This is a genomic window from Pseudomonas sp. Irchel s3b2, from assembly GCF_900187445.1.
Lineage (GTDB): Bacteria > Pseudomonadota > Gammaproteobacteria > Pseudomonadales > Pseudomonadaceae > Aquipseudomonas.
Window position 1 is genome coordinate 121,834 of the sequence record NZ_FYEB01000011.1, and the last position, 20,093, is coordinate 141,926.

Genomic DNA, 20,093 nt, shown 5'->3' on the forward strand with positions numbered 1-20,093 from the left:
TCTTCGCGGGCAAGCCTCGCTCCTACAGGATCTGGTTCACCATATATCCTGTAGGAGCGAGGCTTGCCCGCGAAGCTTTTAGCGGCTACGCAACCCTTCCAGCAACTTGTGCGTCGGATAACCATCCGCCGGCCAGCCAAACGACTGCTGGGCGTTGCGGATCGCTTTGCGGGTATTGGCGCCGATAATCCCGTCGGCGGTCCCTGCGTCGTAGTTCTGGGCGCTCAACAGGTTTTGCAGCTCGATTCGCTCGGTACGGCTCAGCGGCAAGTCATCTTTTGGCCATAGACCGCTGATCAAACCGCCACCATTGAAACGCTCGGACAGCAGGCTCACGGCCAGGGCATAGGACGAAGAGTTGTTGTACTTGAGAATCGCGCGGAAGTTATCAAGGACCAGGAACGCCGGGCCGCGATAGCCGGCCGGCAGCAGCAGGGCGGCCGACAGGTGTTCGGAGCCTGCCGGAACCTGGGCGCCATTTGGCAGGGTCACCCCCAGTTGCCGCCACTCGGCAACGCTCTTGCGAATCGTGCCATCGGCCAGGGCGTAATTGAAGCCGCTCGGCAATTGCGCTTCGAAGCCCCAGGGCTGGCCTTTCTGCCAGCCGGAGCTTTGCAGGTAGTGCGCGGTCGAGGCCAGTGCATCGGCGGAGCTGTTCCAGATGTCGCGGCGGCCATCGCCGTCGAAATCCACGGCATGGGTGTTGTAGGTGGTCGGGATGAACTGGGTCTGGCCCATGGCGCCGGCCCAGGAACCGAGCATGTTCTCAGGTTCGATATCACCCTGTTGCAGGATTTGCAGGGCAGCGATCAGTTGCGCGTGAGCAAAGCCAGGACGTCGACCTTCATAAGCCAGGGTCGCCAGGGAGTTGATCACCGACTTGCTGCCCTGGAACTGACCGAAGTTACTTTCCATGCCCCACACCGCGACCAATGCCTGACGGTCGACGCCGTAGCGCTGCTCGATGCTTTGCAGGATGTCGGCGTACTGGCTGACCAGTGCCTGACCTTTGCGTACCCGCAGCGGCGACAGTGCGCCATCGAGGTATTCCCATACCGGGCGAGTGAATTCCGGTTGGCTGCGGTCGGCACGGATCACGCTGTCGTCCACGCTGACATTGGCGAAAGCGCGGTCGAACAGGTCGGCGCGAATGCCGGCGGCGAGGGCGTCTTTACGGAAACCCGCCTGCCATTCGGCAAAGGTCTGGGTGGGCTGGATGTCAAGATTCTCACCGGTTGGAACCACCGGCGGAATGACCGCAGGGGCCGTCGCAACGGTGCGGGTCTGAAGCGGTTGGGCGTCGGCGGCAGTGGGTTTTTCCGCGCAGGCGACAAGCAGAACGAGGCTGGAGGCAGCGATCAGTTGGCGAAGATGCCAACGACGGGAAAGACAAAGGGGCATGCACAGGTCCAGAGGATACGAATCAGGTGCAGACCTTAACATGTTGAGCGATGGCTTGCCTTTCAGGCCGCCAGAAAGTAAGAAGCCTCCCAGCTATTAGACTGGAAGGCTTCGCGGCGGTAGCTGCCTTTGCCCTTGCCGGCTCGTTCCTGACGGCTGCGGAACAGTGGCTGGGCGATGATGGATTTGGCCTTGTTGGGGCCATGTTTGGATGGCTTTTTGCTCATGATGATTTCTCGCAAGTGAGTGGATTTTGCGGGGGGAATAATCTGCCGAAGCAGGGATTTTGTCTAGTCCCTACATTGTGTAGGACCTTTCGGACGCATGGAACCCTGTAGGAGCGAGCTTGCTCGCGAAAGCGGTATGTCAGGCGACATCAATGTTGGCTGTACCGCCGTCTTCGCAGGCAAGCCTGCTCCTACCGGTCAAAAGTTTTACTCGGCAGGCAAGCTCAGCCGTTGCCCGGCCATCAACAGCGTCAACCGACTCAGACTCATCCACGGCGAACCCGCTGCCTGGCCTTTGATCTGCGCATCAATGCGCTGCGCTTCGAGCAGCAATTGCGCCCAGCGTTGCGCCGAGTAGCGTTGCAGCGCCTTGCTCATCAGCGGTTTGCGCTTGTCCCAGATCGGTGGTCGGGCCTGGCTGAAGGCTTTGTCCAGCGGTGTGCCCTGGCTGTATTGCAGGGAAATATTGGCCAGCAGACGCAGCTCCCGGGCCAGCGCCCAGAGAATCACTGGCGGTTCGACGCCTTCGCCGCGCAACCCTTCAAGCATGCGCAGAGCGTGAGCAGCCTCTCCATTAAGAATCGCGTCGGTCAGGCCGAAGACATCGAAGCGCGCACTGTCGGCCACTGCTGCTTGCACGGTTTCGACCGTGATCTGCCCACCCTCGGCCATCAGCTTGAGTTTTTCGATTTCCTGGGCGGCAGCCAGCAGATTACCTTCGACCCGAGCGGCGATCAGTTCGACAGCGTCCTGACTGGCTGAAAGCCCAGCCTGGGACAGGCGTTGGCGAACCCAGCCCGGCAACTGGTTGGTATCCACTGGCCAGATCTGAATGAACTGGGTCTGCGGACCTTCGACCAGCGCCTTGCCCCACTTGGTTTTCTGCGCACTGCCATCAAGCTTGGGCAGGCTGATTAACAGTACCGTGTCTTCAGCCGGGCGCGAGCAGTACTCAATGAGTGCCGCAGCACCTTTGTCACCGGGTTTGCCGGAAGGCAGCCGCAATTCCAGAAGACGCTTTTCGGCGAACAGCGACATGCTGGCACCAGCCTGCAGCAGCGTACCCCAGTCGAAACTGGCATCGGCGGCGAAGACCTGGCGTTCATCGAAACCTTGCTGGCGGGCAGCCGCGCGAATGGCGTCGGCAGCTTCCTGACACAACAGTGGGTCATCGCCACTGATGACGTAGACCGGCGCAAGGGCGCCTTGCAGGTGTTTTCCGAGTTGGGCGGGGGCGAGTTTCATAAGAAGAGGCGAACGGGGCGCCTGAGCGCCCCGTAAGGCTTATTGCTGCGGCAGTTCGACAGGCGACTGACGCGGCGTCTGCGCTTCAGCCTTCTGCGCTGCTTCCAATGCGTCGGCTTCAGCCTTGGCCCTGGCTTCAGCGGTCTGTTGCAGCTGCTCCAGCCGAGTTGGGGTCAGCTGTTGCAGGCGCAGCATCATGCGTTGAACCAGTTCACGACGCATTTCCTTGCGGGCATCGTTGGCTTCCTGGTCGGAACCCACCAAGTTGTTGCCGTCGTGAATGAAGACTTTCTGCACTTGCAGCTTATCGCTGAGTAGTGGCAGGTTGCCTTGGGCGCGGATGTCATAGCTCACCACCATGCTCAGCTCGTACTCGCCAGTACGACCGGCGCCGGCGTAACTAAGGATGCGCTGGCTTTCCTGTTCGTCAGCCAGATACAGCTTGTAAGGTGCGCCGCTGTAGACCTTGACGCCGCTGCTTTCCAGCACCTGACGCATTTGCGTCACGGTTTCGCCGTAGGCATTGCGGGCGTTCAGATCGAGCTCCTTGATCGCCAGTTCGGTGGTGCCTGTGCCACGCAGCTGGAAACCGCAGGCGCTCAGCAGGACTGCAAGCCCCATCACCAGCAAATTGCGTTTGATCATCTTGTTGCTCCCCTTGAAACCATGTGGGCCGGTCAAGCGGCCCGAAAGGTTTTACTCGGCGCCAGGCATGACCTGGCGCCCGATCCAATTTAGCTGGCGACGATATTGACCAGTTTCCCGGGCACTACGATCACTTTGCGGATAGTCAGGCCATCGACGAAGCGCAGGACGTTTTCGTTGGCCCGTGCAGCAGCTTCGACTTCTTCGCGGCTGGCGCTGGCCGGCATTTCGATATGACCGCGCAGCTTGCCATTCACTTGAATGACCAGCTGCAGGCTGTCCTGCACCAGGGCGTTTTCGTCCAGTGCCGGCCAACCGGCATCGATGACCGGATCGGCATGACCCAGGCAATGCCACAGCTCGTGGCTGATGTGCGGGGTGATCGGTGCCAGCAGCAGGGTCACGGTTTCCAGGCCTTCGTGAATCAGTGCGCGATCCTGCTCAGTGCCTTGCGGGGCTTTTTCCAGCGCGTTCATCAGCGTCATCACTTGAGCGATGGCGGTGTTGAATTTGTGGTGCTGGCCGACGTCCTGGCTGGCCTGCTTGATAGCCAGGTGGATCGAACGACGAACGGCTTTCTGCTCGTCATTCAGGCTGGCGACGTCCAGTTTGCCCGGCAGGCCCTGAGTGACGTGAGCTTGAGCCAGACGCCAGACGCGCTTGAGGAAACGGTGCGAACCTTCTACGCCTGAGTCAGACCATTCCGCGCTCATGTCAGGCGGCGAGGCGAACATCATGAACAGGCGGCAGGTGTCTGCACCGAACTGGTCAATCATCGACTGTGGGTCGACACCGTTGTTCTTTGACTTGGCCATCTTCTCGGTGCCGCCGATTTCCACCGGCAATCCGTCAGCTTTCAGCTTGGCGCTGATAACCTTGGCTTTGCTGTCACGCTCAAGCTCGACGTCCGCCGGGTTGAACCAGGTGTAAGCACCATTGGCTTCGCGACGATAGTAAGTCTCGGCGATCACCATGCCCTGGGTCAGCAGGTTCTTGAACGGCTCGTTGGAACTCACCAGGCCTTCGTCGCGCATCAGCTTGTGGAAGAAGCGCGCGTAGAGCAGGTGAAGAATCGCGTGTTCGATACCGCCGATGTACTGATCCACCGGCAACCAATGGTCGGCAGCCGCTTTTTCCACCAGGCCACCTTCATAGTGCGGCGAGGCGTAGCGGGCGTAGTACCACGAGGACTCGACAAAGGTGTCCATGGTGTCGGTTTCACGCTTGGCCGCAGCGCCGCATTTCGGGCAGGTGCACTCGTAGAACTCGGGCATGCGCGCCAGCGGCGAACCGGCGCCGTCCGGTACGACATCTTCCGGCAGCACCACGGGCAGTTGATCTTCCGGGACCGGCACATCACCGCAGGTGTCGCAGTGGATGATCGGGATCGGGCAGCCCCAGTAGCGCTGACGGCTGATGCCCCAGTCGCGCAGACGGAACTGGGTGCGGGAGGCGCCGAGATTTTTCTTGATCAGCGCCACTTCGATGGCGTCGAAGGCGCCTGCGAAGTCGAGGCCGTCGAATTCGCCGGAGTTGATCAGCGTGCCGTGCTCGCCGTACGCGTCCTGCCAAGGGGCCGGGTTGGTGTCACCGGAACTTGTGCGCACCACGGATTTGACCGGCAGGTTGTACTTGTGGGCGAATTCGAAATCGCGTTCGTCGTGGGCCGGAACCGCCATCACCGCGCCGTCGCCGTAGTGCATCAGCACGTAGTTGGCGACCCAGACCGGGAGTTTCTCACCGGTCAGCGGGTGTTCGACGAACAGGCCGGTCGGCAGGCCTTTTTTCTCTTGAGTGGCGACGTCGGCTTCGGCGACGCTGCCGCCCTTGCATTCAGCGATGAACGCTTGCAGCTCAGGGTTGTTCTGTGCGGCCAGGGTAGCCAAATGGTGTTCGGCGGCTACGGCAACGTAGGTCGCGCCCATCAGGGTATCCGGACGGGTGGTGAACACTTTCAGCGCGCCGGTTTCGCCGATGGAGGCAACGTCGTACGGGAACTGCACTTCCATGCCGCGGGATTTGCCGATCCAGTTGCGCTGCATGGTCTTGACCTGTTCAGGCCAGCCAGTCAGTTCGTCGAGGCTCTCCAGCAGCTCATCCGCGTAGGCGGTGATCTTGAAGTAGTACATCGGGATTTCGCGCTTTTCGATCAGCGCGCCGGAACGCCAGCCGCGACCGTCGATCACTTGCTCGTTGGCCAGGACGGTCTGGTCGACCGGGTCCCAGTTCACGGTGCCGCTTTTTTTGTAAATCACACCTTTTTCGAACAGGCGAGTGAACAGCCATTGTTCCCAGCGGTAGTAATCCGGCTTGCAGGTGGTCACTTCACGGGACCAGTCCACCGCCAGGCCCAGGCTGCGCAGCTGGTTTTTCATGTAGGCGATGTTTTCGTAGGTCCACTTGGCGGGCGCTACGTTGTTTTTCATCGCGGCGTTTTCCGCCGGCATGCCGAAGGCGTCCCAACCCATGGGTTGCAGGACGTTTTTGCCTTGCATGCGCTGATAGCGGGAGATCACGTCGCCGATGGTGTAGTTGCGCACGTGCCCCATGTGTAGCTTGCCGCTGGGGTAAGGGAACATCGACAGGCAATAGAACGTCTCCTTGCCTGGCTGTTCACTGACTTCAAAGGACTTTTGCTCGTCCCAGAACGATTGGGCGGCGGCTTCGATTTCACGGGGCTGGTATTGTTCGTGCATGGCTACTTTTGAACTGAATAGGGGTGGCCTAATCCTCTTCAATCAACGCTGGACGGTGATAACGCCAAATCGGCGTTTCGGTGTCCAGGCGAGCTGGAAGTGGAGTTACAGGAAGCGCCGTAGCATACATGACCGCACTCTACCGAGGGAAACCCTGATTACACGCGAGGACGCGGCCAATGCCCGCCCCGAGGGCCGTTGGTCGCGGCGCTCAGCCGGTTTTTTCAGCGAAGCTAAGCTCTAAATGGGGAGTGAGTCTTATCTTCAATGAGGTGATGGATGGTTGAGTCACGGCAAAAAGCTACAAAACCGGAGCTATATGAAAGACTGATAGACCGTCTCGCAATGGCCTTGGATGTGGCCAAAACCGCCGGTCGGCTTCGCGATGAGCGTCCCCTGGAGCTGGAGCTGCGCGGTTTGAGCCCCGCAGAGTTTGAACTGGTCAAGGCGTATCTGGACCGTAGTGAGCGTGAGACGCAGGGATGCTTATCAGCAGCAGTGAAGCAACTCGAGGCACCACGTTCGGCCAAGATCATCTGGCTCAAGGACAAGGCACCCGGCAAAGGCGCGGTAAAGGTCCGGTCTTTGCAATTCAATAAGGGCACTTGAAGCTGCTGGATATGCTTTTTTTGAAGCCAAGTCCTTCCACATTTGTTGTCGCATTGCGTCAATCCACCTAGGCTTCGGGCATCTATGGAGATGCCCGATGCCTTTTCGTTATTTCATTAAACAACTTCTATTGCCGCCCGGCATTTTATTGCTGCTGCTGGTACTTGCCTGGTGGTGGCGCCGTTCAAGGCCGAGGCTGGCGGGGTTGTGTTTCATCTTGGGCGTGGGCGGCTTCTGGTTAATGAGCTTGCCAGTGATGGTGGAGTGGAGTGCCAAGGCCCTGGAGCGCGAGCCGCCGCTGGCGCGCGAGGAATGGGCAACCCTGGGCCAGCGCGCTGATGCGATCGTGGTGTTGGGGTCAGGTCGTGAGCGTGGCGATCCGGCTTGGGGCATTGACCAGCCGACGGGTGTAGGTCTGGGGCGCGAACGCTATGCCGCGCGCCTGGCCAAGGCGTCCGGCTTGCCGATTCTGACCAGTGGCGGCCTGCATTACGGCACGCCACCGACCGAAGCGAAGCTGATGGCGGACTCATTGCTCGATGATTTTGGTGTGACGGTGCGCTGGCAGGAGGGGGGCAGCCGCACGACCTGGGAAAATGCGCAATTCAGCGCCCAGGTGTTGTTGCCGGAGGGGATCAAGCGGGTGGTGGTCGTGACTCAGGCCTGGCATATGCCGCGAGCGGTCTGGAGTTTCCAGCAGGCCGGGTTTGAGGTGGTGCCCGCGCCAGTGGGGTTTTTAGGCGTGGACAATGCCCGGCCGCTGGGCGGCTGGATGCCGGAATTCAAATCGATCTGGCAGAGCGGGCAGTTGATGAATGAGGCGGTGGGGCAGATCGGGTATTCGTTGTTTTATCGTTGATTTGTGGCGAGGGGGCTTGTCCCCCCTCGTCACAAAAGGTCAGACGGTCTTCGCCATCCGGTTCGCAACCAACGCCCAGCCAAACAACAACACGCTAATGACGATTAACGGCCACGAACGCCATTCCAGGTACGGCGTCAGGTTGTGCATCGGCACTACTTCGCCATACAGAATGCCTTGTTCGAACTGCGGGATCTGCGTAGTGATCTGGCCAAACGGGTTGATCAGGCCGGTTACGCCGTTGTTGGTGGCGCGGATCATCCAGCGGCCGGCTTCAAGTGCGCGCATCTGTGCCATCTGCAAATGTTGCAGCGGGCCGATCGAGGTGCCGAACCAGGTGTCGTTGCTGATGGTCAGCAGCAAATCGCTGCGGGCGGCGAGGCCGGCGGCGAATTCCGGATAGACCACTTCGTAGCAGATGAACGGCGCAATCTGATAACCCTTGGCTTGCAGCAGCGCTTGATCGGCCGGCCCACGGGCAAAGTCGGACATCGGCAGGTCGAAGAAAGCGATCAGGCCGCGCAAGACTTCCTGCAATGGAACGTATTCGCCGAACGGCACCAGTTTCTGCTTCAGGTAAGTGCCATCGCCTTCCCCGACAACAGTAATGCCGTTGAAAAAGCGCTTCTCGTGATGGACTTCCTGGCGAATCGGCACGCCGGTGATCAGCGCGGATTTACGCTCGGCGGCGAAGCTTCCCATCATGTTCAGGTAGCCCTCGGCGGACTCCTTGAGCACCGGGACCGCCGTTTCCGGCCAGATCAGCAGGTCGACGCGTTTGGAGCTGAAACTCATGTCACGGTACAGCGCCAATTGCGCGTTGAGCTGCGACGGGTCCCACTTCATGCTTTGTTCAATGTTGCCTTGAAGCGCCGCAACGCTCAGCGGCGCGCCCGAAGGGCTGGTCCAGGCATGCTCCTTGAGCGCCATGCCGGCTACCCATGGGCCAGCCAGCAGCAACACGCCGACAGCGATGAAGCCTTTACGGCCAGTGCGTACCAGCCGCATAGCGTTGTAAATCAGGGCCGCCGTCAGGGCCAGGGTGAAGGAAATCAGCCACATTCCGCCGACCGGCGCGAGCCCGGCCAGTGGGCCATCGAGCTGGCTATAACCGGAATAGAGCCATGGGAAACCGGTAAGGAACCAGCCGCGAAAGGCTTCCTGACCCACCCACAACGCCGAAAATGCCAAGGCATCGGCCAGCGGCGCTTCGTTACGGCGCAGCCAGCGCGCCCAAATCCAGGCGGGCAGGGCGAAGAACCAGGCAATCGCCGCCGTAAAGATCAGCATCAGGAAACCGGCCAGCAACACTGAAGCGCCACCGAAGTGGTGAATGCTGTAGTAGATCCAGCTGGTGCCTGCGGCAAACAGGCCGAAACCGAAACACCAGCCACGGCCCAGGGCCTGACGGGGGCTCAGTTCACGCAAACCGGCATAAAAGAAACCGACCGCCAGCAATGCCAGCGGCCAGATATCGAACGGCGCCAGGGCCAGAGTGGTGAGTGCACCGGCCGCCACGGCCAGCAGATTACCGGGCCAGCCGGGGCGGATTACGCGGAGCATGTCAATCCTTAACGGGCAATGGGTGTCAGACGCAGCAAGTGAATCCGACGGCTGTCGGCGTTCAGGATGCGGAAGCGATAGGCGCCGATTTCAGTGATTTCGTTGCGTTTTGGCAAGTGCCCGAACGCGCTCATCACCAAACCGCCGACGGTATCGAATTCGTCGTCGGAGAATTCGCTGTCAAAGAACTCGTTGAAGTTGTCGATCGGCGTCAGGGCCTTGATCAGGAAGTCACCGCTGGGCAGCGGCTTGATATAGCTGTCTTCTTCGACGTCGTGCTCGTCTTCGATGTCGCCGACGATCTGTTCCAGCACGTCTTCGATGGTCACCAGACCGGCCACGCCGCCGTATTCGTCAATGACGATGGCCATGTGGTTATGGTTGGCGCGAAACTCGCGCAGCAGCACATTCAGGCGCTTGGACTCGGGCACGAACGTGGCCGGGCGCAGCAGGTCCTTGATGTTGAAGCTGTCGCCGTTTTCCTTGAGGATCAGCGGCAGCAAATCCTTGGCCAGCAATACGCCCATCACGTCATCGTGGCTTTCGCCGATCACCGGGTAGCGGGAGTGGGCCGAGTCGACCACGGCCGGCAGGAACTCGCGGGGTGTCTGGGTCGCCTTGATGCTGATCATCTGCGAACGCGGGACCATGATGTCCCGCACTTGCAGGTCTGCAACCTGGATGGCGCCTTCGACGATGGCCAGCGCTTCACTGTCCAGCAACTTGTTTTGATGTGCATCGCGCAGCAGCTCCAGCAGCTCCTGGCGGTTCTTCGGCTCGTGGGCAAAAGCCTGGGTGAGCTTACCCAGCCAAGACTTCTGCCCGTTGCTCGATCGATCTTCGCTCATAGCGATTACTCTGAATCCTTTGTTGTTACGGTAGGGGATGTGTCTGTTTCGTCGTCCGCATAAGGGTCCGGATGACCCAGTTCTGCAAGCAACGTTCGTTCCAGTGCTTCCATTTCTTCGGCTTCATCGTCATCTATATGGTCGTAACCAAGCAGATGCAAGCAGCCGTGAATGACCAGATGCGCCCAGTGGGCCTTTAATTCCTTGCCTTGTTCCGCCGCTTCGCGCTCGACCACCGCTACGCAGATCACCAGATCGCCGAGCAGGGGAATGTCGAGAAACTCATCGGGGACCTCGGCCGGGAATGACAAAACGTTGGTGGCGTAGTCTTTCTGCCGCCAAGTGAAGTTCAGTTCGCGGGCTTCTTCTTCGTCGACCAAACGGATGGTCATTTCGGAGTCGGCGGTACGCTGGCGCAGGGCTAGTTCGCACCATTGACGGAATTCGGCTTCGCTTGGGGAAGACGCTTCGGTAGCCAGTTGCAGATCAAGCTCAAGCATCGCGCGGGGTGTCCTTGGAAGAGAGCTTCGCCGGCTCGTCGGCTGCGCGATTTTCGAAGCGCTCGTAGGCTTCGACGATGCGCTGCACCAGCGGATGGCGCACCACGTCCTTGGGCATGAAGTGGGTGAAACTGATACCCGGCACTTCTTTAAGAACCTCGATCACATGGTGCAGCCCGGACTTGGTGCCTTTCGGCAGGTCGACCTGAGTGATGTCACCGGTGATGACGGCGGTGGAACCGAAGCCGATCCGGGTCAGGAACATTTTCATCTGCTCGACGGTGGTGTTCTGGCTTTCGTCGAGGATGATGAAGCTGTTGTTCAGCGTACGACCGCGCATGTAGGCCAGCGGCGCAACTTCGATCACTTGACGCTCGATCAGCTTGGCGACGTATTCGAAACCGAGCATTTCGTAGAGCGCGTCGTAGAGCGGGCGCAGGTACGGGTCGATTTTCTGGGACAGGTCGCCGGGCAGGAAGCCGAGCTTTTCGCCCGCTTCAACCGCCGGACGGACCAGCAGAATGCGGCGAATTTGCTCGCGCTCCAGCGCGTCTACCGCGCAGGCAACGGCCAGATAAGTCTTGCCGGTACCGGCCGGGCCGATGCCGAAGTTGATGTCGTTACCGAGGATTTCCTTCACATAGCGCACCTGATTCAAGCCGCGAGGGCGAATCATGCCTTTCTTGGTGCGTAAGGCGACGGACGGTTCGGCGGGGGAGTGGTTGTCCAGTTCCTCGACAGCCGATTCCTGCAGGAACAGGTGAACCATGTCCGGCGACAGCTCGGTACCTTTGGTTTCCCGGTACAGGCGGCGCAGCAGGTTTTCCGCGGAGGTGGTGTGCTTGGGCTCGCCGATCAGTTCGAACTGGTTTCCACGGTTGCGGATCTCGATAGCGAGGCGCTGTTCGATCAAGCGCAAATGCTCGTCGAATTGCCCGCACAGATTGGCGAAGCGGCGAGCTTCAAAAGGCTCGAGGATGAAACGATGTGGTTCTATGGGTGCGTTCAAGGTCGTATTTAGCCGCCCTAGGGCAATTATGATGAATCAAGGATAGCGCCAGTCGCCTGGGTGCGAAAGCTCTTATACGGACCAATGTTGAACACCATCCAGTAGGAGCGAAGCTTGCTCGCGAAGGAGGCATTACAGACGACTCATATCTTGAATGTCAGTCTGCCTTCGCGGGCAAGCCTCGCTCCTACAGGTTTTGTGGTGATTATTGGATCAAGGAGCCCCGCAGCGAGTGCGGTTGCGCGGCGTCGATGCGCACGTCGGCGAACTGGCCGATCAGGGTCGGATTGTCGCAGCGGAAGTTGACGATACGGTTATTCTCGGTCCGGCCTTGCAGTTCGCCGGGGTCTTTTTTCGAATAATCGGTTACTAGAATCCGCTGAATGGAGCCCACCATTTGTCGGCTGATCTCGAAACCTTGCTGGTTCAGGCGATGTTGCAGGGCATTCAGACGTTCTTTTTTCAGTTCTTCCGGCGTTTCGTCGGCCAGATCGGCGGCCGGCGTGCCCGGGCGCTGGCTATAGACGAACGAGTAGGAAAAGTCGAAACCGACGTCTTCGATCAGCTTCATGGTCTGTTCGAAGTCTTTCTCGGTCTCGCCCGGGAAACCGACGATAAAGTCTGAACTGATGCAGATTCCCGGCACGGCGGCTCGCAACTTACGCAGCTTGGATTTGTACTCCAGCGCGGTGTGGTTGCGCTTCATCGCTGCAAGGATCCGGTCGGAACCCGATTGCACCGGCAAATGCAGGTGTTTCACCAGCTCCGGCACATCGGCGTGGGCCTGGATCAGGCTGTCGGAGAACTCCAGCGGGTGCGAGGTGGTGTAACGAATCCGGTCGATGCCATCGACAGCCGCCACCACCCGGATCAGTTCCGCCAGATCGGCCAGGCGACCATCGTGAGTGGTGCCTCGGTAACCGTTGACGTTCTGTCCCAGCAAGGTCACTTCACGCACGCCGTTTTCGGCCAAGTGAATGATCTCGGCAATCACGTCGTCGAACGGTCGGCTGACTTCTTCACCGCGCGTATAAGGCACCACGCAGAAGGTGCAGTACTTGCTGCAGCCTTCCATCACCGACACGTAGGCACTCGGACCGTCGATGCGCGGCTCGGGCAAGTGGTCGAATTTTTCGATTTCCGGGAACGAGACGTCGACTTGCGGCAGTTTGGTCAGGCGCGCGGCGTCGATCATTTCCGGCAGGCGGTGCAGGGTCTGCGGGCCGAATACCACGTCCACGTACGGCGCGCGATCACGGATGGCAGCACCTTCCTGGCTGGCCACGCAACCGCCGACGGCGATGACCATTTCCGGGTTGGCCAGTTTCAGTTCGCGCCAGCGGCCCAGCTGGGAATACACCCGGTCCTGGGCGCGTTCGCGGATCGAGCAGGTGTTGAGCAGGATCACGTCGGCGTCTTCAGCGCGAGCGGTGACTTCCAGGGCCTGATGTTCACCCAGCAGATCGACCATGCGCGAGCTGTCGTACTCGTTCATCTGGCAACCGTGGGTTTCGATGTAAAGCTTCTTGGCCATGGACAGAGTCATCACGTGATTCAAATAACCGCGCATTATAGGGAACATGCTCCAAGGTTCCTACCGTTGTGCGTCCGGCGGCTATGCTATAGTTCGCGCCCTCATTTTTATCCCCGATGTGTTACTCGCCCACCATGACCAAACGTGAAGCTCCAATCTACAAGGTGATTTTCCTCAACCAAGGCCAGGTGTACGAAATGTATGCCAAGCAGATCTATCAAAGTGATCTGTGGGGCTTCCTGGAAGTGGAAGAGTTCGTCTTTGGCGAGCGCACGCAAGTGGTCGTCGATCCGAGCGAAGAGAAGCTCAAGGCTCAGTTCGAAGGCGTTGTGCGTAGTTTTGTGCCGATGCATTCGATCGTGCGCATCGACGAGGTCGAGCGCCTCGGCACGCCGAAAATCAGCGAAGCCCGCGGTGCGGTCGGCAATGTCATGCCGTTTCCGATGCCGATGCCTGAGAAGTAAGCCTTAGACCGAGTCGCCGCCATTCGCGGGCAAGCCTCACTCCTACAGGCCAGCGCTGCCCTTGTAGGAGCGAGGCTTGCCCGCGAAGGCGTCAGAAAGGGCAATGCAAAAGCTAAGGCAGTGGCGAAAACGGCGTACGCCCGTCGGCGCTCTGCAGTTCCATCAGGTATTTACGGAAAATTTGCCCCAGCACCTGGGTCGCGACTTCCAGATCTTCGCGAGGCATTTTCTCGGCGACTTCGTCGGCGGTATCCAGCGCCTCTTCCGCACCGTTGACTGCGGCCATTTTCAGCACGATATACGCCTGAACATTATTGGCCGGTACGCCTTCACCGTGGAAGAACATGGTGCCGAGTTTGAATTGCGCCTGGGCGTGGCCTTGCAGCGAGGCCTTTTCGAAATAGCTCAGGGCTTGATTGAGGTCGCGCGGCGCGTTTTTGCCGTCGTAGTAGAACTCACCCAACTCGTATTGCGCTTGCGCATCCCCTTCATTCGACGCTTTCTGACAGGCGGCGAGCGCTTGTGCCAGGTCTTGCGGCTGAGTATTGAGGGTGCAGCGACCCATCGCCGGGATCAACAACGAGTTGCCGCCTGCTTGTGCGAACGCGAGCAGGGGCTGAAGGAGCAACAGGCAGCCCAATGCAAGGGTGCGGCCGGTGCGGTTCATGGGAATCGACTTACCTCTGAGGGGCGCGTGGACCCATCGAGGGATCCAATAAGCGCGCATTATGAAATAAGCAGGGCCAACCTTACAAAGTCTTTACTCGTTTTTCTGCTGCGCGGGGAATATATCGCCCACTTTGCGGAGGATTATTGGCAGATGAGTAGGAAAAGGGGCGGGCATGTAGGTGAAAGCTGACGCTGGCAATCGCCAACGTCAGCGTCGCCGCTTTATTTCAGGGCGGCGAATGCACGCTCGGCGGCGTCCAGTGTCAGTTTCAACTCGGTTTCGCCGTGGGCGATCGAGGTGAAACCGGCTTCGAAGGCGCTTGGCGCCAGGTACACGCCGCCTTCAAGCATCAGGTGGAAGAAACGCCCGAACAGGCCGGCATCGCTGGCCATTACATCCTCGAAGGTCACGATGTCGTCGGCGCCGCTGAAGTACAGACCGAACATGCCGCCGGCCTGAGTGGTCACGAACGGAATGCCGGCGGCATCGGCGCGCTGTTGCAGGCCGTCGAGCAGGCGGCTGGTGTAGTCGCTCAGCTCGGCGTGGAAACCAGGACGACTGATCAGGCGCAGCGTGGTCAGGCCAGCCGCCATCGCCAGCGGGTTGCCCGACAACGTACCCGCCTGGTACACCGGGCCCAGTGGTGCGATCTGTTCCATGATCTTGCGTTTACCGCCGAAGCAGCCAACCGGCATGCCGCCGCCGATGATCTTGCCGAAGGTGCTCAGGTCCGGTGTTACGCCGTAATGGGCTTGGGCACCGCCGAGGGCGACACGGAAGCCGGTCATCACTTCGTCGAAAATCAGCACCACGCCGTGCTTGTCGCACAGGGTCCGCAGGCCTTCGAGGAAACCCGGTGCCGGCGGTACGCAGTTCATGTTGCCGGCCACTGGCTCGACGATAATGCAGGCCACGTCCTGGCCGACTTCGGCGAGCATGGTTTCTACCGCGTCGATGTCGTTGAACGGCAGCGTCAGGGTGTGTTTGGCGAACGCCGCCGGCACGCCGGCCGAACTCGGCACGCCTTGGGTCAGTGCGCCGGAACCGGCCTTGACCAGCAGGCTGTCGGAGTGACCGTGGTAGCAGCCTTCGAATTTGATGATGCTGTCGCGACCGGTGAAGCCACGGGCCAGACGGATGGCACTCATGGTCGCTTCGGTGCCGGAGCTGACCATGCGCACCATCTCCATCGACGGCACGATCGAGCAGACCAGATCGGCCATCTCGGTTTCCATCGCGGTCGGGGCGCCGTAGGACAGGCCGTGTTCCAGCTGTTTGCGTACAGCGTCCAGCACGTCCGGATGGCTGTGGCCGAGAATCATCGGCCCCCAGGAGCCGACGTAATCCACATAACGCTTGTCGTCTTCGTCGGTAACGTAGGCGCCTTCGGCGTGTTTGAAGAACAACGGCGTGCCGCCAACACTCTTGAACGCACGAACAGGCGAGTTTACGCCTCCGGGAATGTGTTTCTGGGCATTGGCAAACAGGGTTTCGGAACGAGACATGATCGGGCTCTCAGAAAATCAGGATTTGAACAATTCGTTAAAGGCGCGGGCACGGCGCGTCACTTCAGTCGTGCTCTCGGCACCGAACAGACCATGCACCACCGCTAGCAGATCGACCCCGTGGGCCACCAGCGGGGCGGCGTTGTCCAGAGTGATGCCGCCGATCGCACAGATCGGCAGGTGCAGTTTGCTGCGGGCCTGATCGAGCAGTTCGAGGCTGCAGGCCGGTGCACCGGGCTTGGTGTTGGAGTTGAAGAAGCGGCCGAAGGCGACGTAACTGGCGCCTTCCTTGGCGGCTTGTTCGGCGAGTTCGAGTTGCGCGTGGCAGGTCGAGCCGATGATCGCCTGACGACCGAGCAGTGCCCGAACCGGCATCAGCGGGCCATCGGTCTGCCCCAGGTGCACGCCGACGTTCAGGCGCGCAGCCAATTCTGCGTCGTCGTTGATGATCAGTTGGGTCTTGTAGCGTTCGCACAAATCGCGCAGGGTTTCGGCCTCACGCAGGCGGCGGGCCTCGTCGCTGCTCTTGTCACGGTATTGCAGCAGAGTGACGCCGCCTTCGAGCGCCGCCTCCACGTACGAAAGAAATTTACCGGCCAGTAACTGGCTGTCGGTAATGGCGTACAGGCCACGTAGTTTCATCGGACAAGCCTCACCGCAGAACTAATAAAAAGTTACGAACAGAAATCCAGCGGCAGACGGCGCGGCACGAACTGGCCTTTGCCCAGTTGCTCCGCATCACGCAGGGTGCGCCAAGTGTAGTCAAGCGCGCTCTGTACGGCACTGGCGAGGTGTTCACCCTGGGCCAGGCGACCGGCGAGGGCGCTGGCCAGTGTGCAACCGGAACCGTGATAGCTGCCGGGCAGGCGCTGGCAGATAAAGGTTTCGCGGCGACCGTCGCGGCTGTACAGGCGATTGTGTATTTCGTCTTCGTCGCCATGGCCGCCGGTGATCAGCAGGTGTTTGACGAACGGCAGAAGTTTTTCAGCGCACTCGTCCGCGGTGCCTTCGGGCAGTTCGGCGAGGATGCGGGCTTCGGGAAGGTTGGGGGTAGCAATGATCGACAGCGGCAGCAGGCGTTCGCGCATGGCGTAGCCGACTTCGTCCTTGCCCAGTCGTCCGCCGCCGCCGGCGCGCAGCACCGGGTCGCAGACCACCGGCAAATGCGGGTGCGCGGCAAGCAGTTCGACCACGGTGTCGACCATTTCCAGGGAACCGAGCATGCCCAGTTTGACGGCGGCGACGTCGGAGTCGTTGAGCACGGCGTTGGCCTGGGCCAACACCCACTCGCGGTCGAGGACGCGAAAGTCAGTGACGTTGACGGTGTCTTGCACCGTCAGGGCGGTGACGGCTGGAGCCGCATGACAACCCTGGGCGAGCAGGGCTTCGATATCTGCCTGCAAGCCGGCGCCACCACTTGGGTCGTGGCCGGAGAGACAGAGGACAACGGGGCGAGAGCTGTAGATATTCATGGTGCGCGAGCTTACCACCAAACATATTTTTTCGGGTGTCGACTAATGAGTCATGGCGCGGTCCATGTAGCAGCTGCCGAAGGCTGCGTTCGGCCGCGAAGCGGTCGTGAATTCAGACATTGCGGCGTTTCAGGTGAACCATGGATGCAGGTTTTACGACTGCTGCGCAGCCGGACGCAGCCTTCGGCAGCTGCTACAGGGAATGTACTGTTGTCACAACCTCACCAAGCCAACAGCTCTAACTCAATGTGTAGAGCTGGAACGCTTGTTCTAGAGCCTTCGTAGGGAAAATTTCAATGGTGCTTAGTGGCCACCAACGGCTATGCTAGAGTGGATCCAAACCAATAACAGGTAATACCGGTTTTACGTCTACTCAAAAGGAATGGGGGGCTTCCTGACAGAACCGGACAGGCCACGCTGGGGCTTAAATGCGCTATTTGCTGATGTTGCTGTTGTGCTTGCCCCTCCTGGCGAGCGCCGTCGAATTCGACGAGTTCACCCAGAGCCTTCCCCTGGGCCGAACGATGCAGGTTTATGAAGATGCGGACGGTCAGGCGACCATCGCCGATATCCGTGCGCAAGCGGCGGCCGGGCAGTTCAAACCCCACGATAAAGCCACCCTCAATGCCGGTTATTCGCGTTCGGCGTTCTGGCTGAAAATCGACCTGCAGTACCGCCCGACCAATCCGTCGGCCCAACGGAGCTGGTTGCTGGAACTGGCTTATCCGCCCCTCGATCACCTTGATCTCTACTTGCCCGACGCTGGCGGTGATTATCAATTGGTCCGACAGACCGGCGATGCGTTGCCGTTCGCCACTCGCGAGATCCGCCAGAACAACTATCTGTTCAATCTGAACTTTGCGCCTGAGCAGGCGCAAACCGTGTACCTGCGCCTGCAAAGCGAAGGGTCGGTTCAGGCCCCCGTCACCTTATGGTCAAGCACCGCTTATCTCGAAGAGCAGCCGGTGCGCCTCTATGTGCTTGGGCTGATTTACGGTGTGTTGCTGGGGATGCTGGTCTACAACCTGTTCATCTTCCTCAGCGTGCGCGACACCAGCTACCTCTATTACATCGTCTATATCGCCTCGTTCGGCTTGTATCAGCTGTCGGTGAATGGCGCGGCCGTGGAGTATTTCTGGCCGAACAATCCGTGGTGGGCCAATGCCGCGACGCCGTTCTTCATCGGCTGTTCAGGGTTGTTCGGCAGCCAGTTTGCCCGCAGCTTCTTGCAGACGGCCACCCACAGTCGCTGGCTCGACCGATTGTTGCTGGCGTTGATTGCGTTCAGTGCGCTGGTGGTCGGGTTGTCATTGATGACCAGTTACGCCCTGGCCCTGCGTCTGGCGACGTTGCTGGCGTTGGTCTTTACCGTGGTGATTTTCGCCGCCGGGATTTTCGCCTGGTGGCGTGGCATGCGGGTCGCGCGGTATTTCATCATTGCCTGGTCGGCGTTCCTGCTCGGTGGTGTCTTCAACACGATGATGGTGCTGGGTTATTTGCCCAACGTATTCCTGACCATGTACGCCAGCCAGATTGGCTCGGCGATCGAAGTGGCGCTGCTGTCCCTGGCCCTGGCCGATCGCATCAACGCCATGCGCGAGCAACAGGCACAGACGTTGTTCGATGCCGGCCAGACGCTCGAAGTGCTGAACCAGCAACTGGCTCACAGTAACAAGCTCAAGGACGAATTCCTCGCCACCCTGACCCACGAACTGCGTACGCCCATGAATGGTGTGATCGGTTCGCTGGAGTTGATGCAGACCGTCGAGATGAACCCTGAGCTGGAGCAATATCAGCAAACGGCTGCAGGTTCGGCGCGGGACATGATGCGCATGGTCAACGGTATCCTCACGCTGACCGAATTGCAGGCCGGCAGGCTCAAGGTCTATCCGGACACGTTCAGTTTGCGCGATGTGGTCGAAACCTTGCGCCTGCAGTTCGAGGGCAATGCGTCGAGCAAGTCGCTGGACTTCAAGGTCGAGGTTACCTCCGGGTTGCCGGATCGCTTGCACGGCGACAGCGGCAAGCTGACGCAATGCCTGGAATGCCTGCTGGATAACGCGATCAAATTCACCCGGATCGGCGGGTTGGCGCTACGGGTGACGGGTAAACCGGTGGAGCCCGATCGGTTGGCACTGTCCTTTGCGGTGATCGACACCGGCATTGGCTTTACCGATTTGGACGAGGCAACGCTGTATCAACGCTTCTTCCAGCTCGACGGCTCGATGACCCGTGAGTACGGTGGTCTGGGCGTTGGCCTGGCCATTTGTCGGCAACTGGTCGAATTGCTCGGCGGGCGCCTGAGCCACCGCTCGGAACCGGGGCGTGGTAGTCGCTTTCAACTGGATGTCGAGTTCGAGCTGCCGGTGGTGGAACCCGTGCCTTCGATCACTCGGCAAACCGCGCGTCTTCGCTTGCCTCAGGACTGCACGGTGTTACTGGTCGATGACAATGGCATCAATCAATTGGTGATGCGTGGCATGTTGCTCAAGCTTGGGTTCCGGGTGCGCACCGCCGACAGCGGCGTCGCTGCGCTCGATCACTTGCAGCGTGAAGCCATTGACGCGGTGCTGCTCGACTGCGAGCTGCCACCGCTGGACGGTGCCTCTATCGGCGGCCGGATCCGCGCCTTGCCGGGTTGCGCCGAATTACCCGTGTTCATGATTGCCCTGAGTGCGGACCGGGCCTATTGCCCGAGCGACACTTTGGACGACTACCTGAGCAAACCGGTGAAATTCGAGGATTTGCAGGCAGCGCTTTATCGGCGGGTGCTCTGTCCAGGCCAAGGCGAAAGCGCCGATAATTAGGCAGATATGCCACTTTGTTCAGCCTCGGGGCGGTGCTTA

At 59.9% G+C, this 20,093-nt stretch carries 18 protein-coding genes; 4 read left to right on the forward strand and 14 right to left on the reverse strand.

What is annotated here, in order from left to right; translation table 11 throughout:
• Positions 1–78: 78 nt before the first annotated feature.
• The 5 genes from CKW20_RS21205 to leuS form a co-directional block, all read right to left on the reverse strand.
• Positions 79–1,401 carry a lytic murein transglycosylase gene (locus tag CKW20_RS21205; RefSeq protein ID WP_095054620.1) on the reverse strand — a complete coding sequence of 441 codons (1,323 nt, stop codon included), beginning with the start codon at positions 1,399–1,401 and terminating at the stop codon, positions 79–81.
• 62 nt (positions 1,402–1,463) lie between these two features.
• Complete coding sequence (gene arfA / locus CKW20_RS21210) at positions 1,464–1,628, reverse strand: alternative ribosome rescue factor ArfA (protein WP_003176285.1); 165 nt, start codon at positions 1,626–1,628, stop codon at positions 1,464–1,466.
• 207 nt (positions 1,629–1,835) lie between these two features.
• Entirely contained in the window at positions 1,836–2,873 is a 1,038-nt protein-coding gene (holA, locus tag CKW20_RS21215; protein WP_095054621.1) for a DNA polymerase III subunit delta, read from the reverse strand.
• Between the two features lie 39 nt (positions 2,874–2,912).
• Positions 2,913–3,518, reverse strand: a complete 606-nt coding sequence (gene lptE / locus CKW20_RS21220; protein ID WP_095054622.1) for an LPS assembly lipoprotein LptE — start codon at positions 3,516–3,518, stop codon at positions 2,913–2,915.
• A gap of 89 nt (positions 3,519–3,607) precedes the next feature.
• Positions 3,608–6,214 (reverse strand): leucine--tRNA ligase, encoded by a 2,607-nt coding sequence (gene leuS / locus CKW20_RS21225; RefSeq protein ID WP_095054623.1) that lies wholly within the window; start codon positions 6,212–6,214, stop codon positions 3,608–3,610.
• A 279-nt stretch (positions 6,215–6,493) separates the two neighbouring features.
• Here leuS and CKW20_RS21230 point away from each other — a divergent pair, with 279 nt between their 5' ends.
• Positions 6,494–6,823, forward strand: a complete 330-nt coding sequence (locus tag CKW20_RS21230; RefSeq protein ID WP_095054624.1) for a hypothetical protein — start codon at positions 6,494–6,496, stop codon at positions 6,821–6,823.
• Positions 6,824–6,920: 97 nt separating this feature from the next.
• Complete coding sequence (locus CKW20_RS21235; protein ID WP_095054625.1) at positions 6,921–7,682, forward strand: YdcF family protein; 762 nt, start codon at positions 6,921–6,923, stop codon at positions 7,680–7,682.
• Between the two features lie 39 nt (positions 7,683–7,721).
• Here the strand turns inward: CKW20_RS21235 and lnt are convergent, their stop codons facing one another.
• The 5 genes from lnt to miaB all read right to left on the reverse strand — a co-directional run bounded on the left by lnt (position 7,722) and on the right by miaB (position 13,136).
• Positions 7,722–9,245: an apolipoprotein N-acyltransferase gene (gene lnt, locus CKW20_RS21240; RefSeq protein ID WP_095054626.1), complete on the reverse strand. Its 1,524-nt coding sequence runs from the start codon at positions 9,243–9,245 to the stop codon at positions 7,722–7,724.
• An 8-nt stretch (positions 9,246–9,253) separates the two neighbouring features.
• Positions 9,254–10,093 (reverse strand): HlyC/CorC family transporter, encoded by an 840-nt coding sequence (locus CKW20_RS21245; RefSeq protein WP_007894419.1) that lies wholly within the window; start codon positions 10,091–10,093, stop codon positions 9,254–9,256.
• Positions 10,094–10,098: 5 nt separating this feature from the next.
• Positions 10,099–10,593 carry an rRNA maturation RNase YbeY gene (gene ybeY / locus CKW20_RS21250; RefSeq protein ID WP_095054627.1) on the reverse strand — a complete coding sequence of 165 codons (495 nt, stop codon included), beginning with the start codon at positions 10,591–10,593 and terminating at the stop codon, positions 10,099–10,101.
• Positions 10,586–11,602: a PhoH family protein gene (locus CKW20_RS21255; protein ID WP_095054628.1), complete on the reverse strand. Its 1,017-nt coding sequence runs from the start codon at positions 11,600–11,602 to the stop codon at positions 10,586–10,588. Before CKW20_RS21255 ends, ybeY begins: the two co-directional genes overlap by 8 nt.
• Before the next feature lie 205 nt (positions 11,603–11,807).
• Entirely contained in the window at positions 11,808–13,136 is a 1,329-nt protein-coding gene (gene miaB, locus CKW20_RS21260; RefSeq protein ID WP_095054678.1) for a tRNA (N6-isopentenyl adenosine(37)-C2)-methylthiotransferase MiaB, read from the reverse strand.
• A gap of 134 nt (positions 13,137–13,270) precedes the next feature.
• Between miaB and CKW20_RS21265 the strand changes: the two genes are divergently transcribed.
• Complete coding sequence (locus CKW20_RS21265; RefSeq protein ID WP_007894425.1) at positions 13,271–13,600, forward strand: DUF1820 family protein; 330 nt, start codon at positions 13,271–13,273, stop codon at positions 13,598–13,600.
• Positions 13,601–13,712: 112 nt separating this feature from the next.
• On the opposite strand, the gene CKW20_RS21270 is transcribed toward CKW20_RS21265, so the two are convergent.
• From CKW20_RS21270 to CKW20_RS21285, 4 genes are all read right to left on the reverse strand, one after another.
• The gene (locus CKW20_RS21270; protein WP_095054629.1) at positions 13,713–14,267 is read right to left on the reverse strand and encodes a tetratricopeptide repeat protein; all 555 of its coding nucleotides are present in this window, start codon (positions 14,265–14,267) and stop codon (positions 13,713–13,715) included.
• Between the two features lie 224 nt (positions 14,268–14,491).
• Positions 14,492–15,775, reverse strand: a complete 1,284-nt coding sequence (gene hemL / locus CKW20_RS21275) for a glutamate-1-semialdehyde 2,1-aminomutase (protein ID WP_052967419.1) — start codon at positions 15,773–15,775, stop codon at positions 14,492–14,494.
• An 18-nt stretch (positions 15,776–15,793) separates the two neighbouring features.
• A complete protein-coding gene (gene thiE / locus CKW20_RS21280) occupies positions 15,794–16,417 on the reverse strand; it encodes a thiamine phosphate synthase (RefSeq protein ID WP_095054630.1) in 624 nt (207 codons plus the stop codon).
• Between the two features lie 32 nt (positions 16,418–16,449).
• Entirely contained in the window at positions 16,450–17,247 is a 798-nt protein-coding gene (locus tag CKW20_RS21285) for a hydroxymethylpyrimidine/phosphomethylpyrimidine kinase (protein ID WP_095054631.1), read from the reverse strand.
• Between the two features lie 428 nt (positions 17,248–17,675).
• Here CKW20_RS21285 and CKW20_RS21290 point away from each other — a divergent pair, with 428 nt between their 5' ends.
• On the forward strand, positions 17,676–20,054 hold the full coding sequence (locus CKW20_RS21290) for a hybrid sensor histidine kinase/response regulator (RefSeq protein ID WP_095054632.1): 2,379 nt from the start codon (positions 17,676–17,678) through the stop codon (positions 20,052–20,054).
• The last annotated feature ends 39 nt before the right edge of the window (positions 20,055–20,093 follow it).

What these genes read in the sequence shown, in the direction of transcription:
- thiE (WP_095054630.1), bottom strand. Translation starts at nt 16,417, where the DNA reads ATGAAACTACGTGGCCTGTACGCCATTACCGACAGCCAGTTACTGGCC.
- CKW20_RS21265 (WP_007894425.1), top strand. Translation starts at nt 13,271, where the DNA reads ATGACCAAACGTGAAGCTCCAATCTACAAGGTGATTTTCCTCAACCAA.
- arfA (WP_003176285.1), bottom strand. Translation starts at nt 1,628, where the DNA reads ATGAGCAAAAAGCCATCCAAACATGGCCCCAACAAGGCCAAATCCATC.
- hemL (WP_052967419.1), bottom strand. Translation starts at nt 15,775, where the DNA reads ATGTCTCGTTCCGAAACCCTGTTTGCCAATGCCCAGAAACACATTCCC.
- CKW20_RS21205 (WP_095054620.1), bottom strand. Translation starts at nt 1,401, where the DNA reads ATGCCCCTTTGTCTTTCCCGTCGTTGGCATCTTCGCCAACTGATCGCT.
- holA (WP_095054621.1), bottom strand. Translation starts at nt 2,873, where the DNA reads ATGAAACTCGCCCCCGCCCAACTCGGAAAACACCTGCAAGGCGCCCTT.
- miaB (WP_095054678.1), bottom strand. Translation starts at nt 13,136, where the DNA reads ATGGCCAAGAAGCTTTACATCGAAACCCACGGTTGCCAGATGAACGAG.
- leuS (WP_095054623.1), bottom strand. Translation starts at nt 6,214, where the DNA reads ATGCACGAACAATACCAGCCCCGTGAAATCGAAGCCGCCGCCCAATCG.
- CKW20_RS21285 (WP_095054631.1), bottom strand. Translation starts at nt 17,247, where the DNA reads ATGAATATCTACAGCTCTCGCCCCGTTGTCCTCTGTCTCTCCGGCCAC.
- CKW20_RS21270 (WP_095054629.1), bottom strand. Translation starts at nt 14,267, where the DNA reads ATGAACCGCACCGGCCGCACCCTTGCATTGGGCTGCCTGTTGCTCCTT.
- lnt (WP_095054626.1), bottom strand. Translation starts at nt 9,245, where the DNA reads ATGCTCCGCGTAATCCGCCCCGGCTGGCCCGGTAATCTGCTGGCCGTG.
- CKW20_RS21230 (WP_095054624.1), top strand. Translation starts at nt 6,494, where the DNA reads ATGGTTGAGTCACGGCAAAAAGCTACAAAACCGGAGCTATATGAAAGA.
- lptE (WP_095054622.1), bottom strand. Translation starts at nt 3,518, where the DNA reads ATGATCAAACGCAATTTGCTGGTGATGGGGCTTGCAGTCCTGCTGAGC.
- CKW20_RS21290 (WP_095054632.1), top strand. Translation starts at nt 17,676, where the DNA reads ATGCGCTATTTGCTGATGTTGCTGTTGTGCTTGCCCCTCCTGGCGAGC.
- CKW20_RS21235 (WP_095054625.1), top strand. Translation starts at nt 6,921, where the DNA reads ATGCCTTTTCGTTATTTCATTAAACAACTTCTATTGCCGCCCGGCATT.
- ybeY (WP_095054627.1), bottom strand. Translation starts at nt 10,593, where the DNA reads ATGCTTGAGCTTGATCTGCAACTGGCTACCGAAGCGTCTTCCCCAAGC.
- CKW20_RS21245 (WP_007894419.1), bottom strand. Translation starts at nt 10,093, where the DNA reads ATGAGCGAAGATCGATCGAGCAACGGGCAGAAGTCTTGGCTGGGTAAG.